The sequence below is a fragment of the Monashia sp. HAY1-5C genome (assembly GCF_056755255.1).
The window spans coordinates 1-1,110 of record NZ_JBPGXG010000270.1; the positions used below are offsets into that span (position 1 = coordinate 1).

At 74.4% G+C, this 1,110-nt stretch carries 1 protein-coding gene and 1 pseudogene; both read right to left on the reverse strand.

All coding sequences use genetic code 11. The features are described from left to right. Window positions 1–329 (reverse strand): annotated as a pseudogene (locus tag ACR9ZK_RS21580) (peptidoglycan-binding protein); the annotation flags it as partial. A gap of 91 nt (window positions 330–420) precedes the next feature. Further along, window positions 421–1,011 carry an ArsR/SmtB family transcription factor gene (locus tag ACR9ZK_RS21585; RefSeq protein ID WP_481344012.1) on the reverse strand — a complete coding sequence of 197 codons (591 nt, stop codon included), beginning with the start codon at window positions 1,009–1,011 and terminating at the stop codon, window positions 421–423. Window positions 1,012–1,110 lie beyond the last annotated feature (99 nt).

Here is a 1,110-nt window from a genome sequence, read left to right on the forward strand (position 1 = left end):
CACCAGCCCCTGACGAGGGCCTCGACCTCGCGGTCGAAGCGGCCGGCGACGTAGGCGAGGATCGTGTGTACGGGGCCGCTCCGGACGCCCGCGGGGAAGGTGACCCCGCCGACCGTGAGGCCCACGATCGGGATCTGCGAGGACGACCCGGCCGGCCAACCGTTCTGCGAGGTCGCGGCGCTCGCGGCCGTCGCCGTGGCAGCGACGAGGCCGCCCCCGAGCAGGAGACCACCCGCGCCGCGGATGAGCGTGCGCCGGCCGAGTCCGCCCGTGGGGGAGGCGGGCGCCGCGGCGCCGGTGTCGCCGAGGTCTTCGTGGAGCTCACACATGACTACCCCTGGGTTCCGTGTGGTGGGAGGGCAGGTGCTCCTGCCCGAGGCGACCGTAGGGCCGGTCCCGCCGCGCGGTACATGGGGAGGACTACCCGGGCCTCCTCGCAGCCGGCTGGAGGCCGCCGCCGGCACCGGACGCGACGAGGGCGTCGCCGAGGGCGGTGCGCCAGTAGAGCACCTCACGTCCCGAGCGGCGTCGCAGCACGACGCCCGCCGCGAGCAGCACCTTGAGGTGGTCGCCGACCGACCCGATCGCGAGCCCGGTGGTGGCCGCGAGGCCCGTTGTGCTGCAAGGGGACTCGAGTGCGACCAGCAGAGCCGCCCGGGACCGGCCGACGAGGCGCTCGAGGCCGTCGGAGGCCTCCGCGTCGACCCGTGCGAGCGCGCCGGCCACGGGGTAGTAGACGGCGTAGCGGCGGGGGAGCAGCCAGCCGACCCATCGGGCGCGGTGGCTGACCGGGACGAAGAAGAGGTCGGCGTCGTCGGGCAGGACGCGCGAGGGCAGGTCGTAGTTGTTGATGCGCAGGTGGCCGGCGCCGACCCACTCGCGGTCGCGGCCCAGGTCACGCACGACGGCCGCCCAGCCCTGGGTGGCGAGGCGTGCGGTCCGGGACACGACGTCGGCGCGCAGGATGCGCTCGCGGCGGCCCCAGTCGGTGGCCAGGACGTGGGTCCACACCCAGTCGAGCAGCGCGACGGCCTCCTCGGTCAGGCCGTCTGTCTCTTATACACATCTCCGAGCCCACGAGACGGAGCTACATTTAGGAGGGGGTGTTCT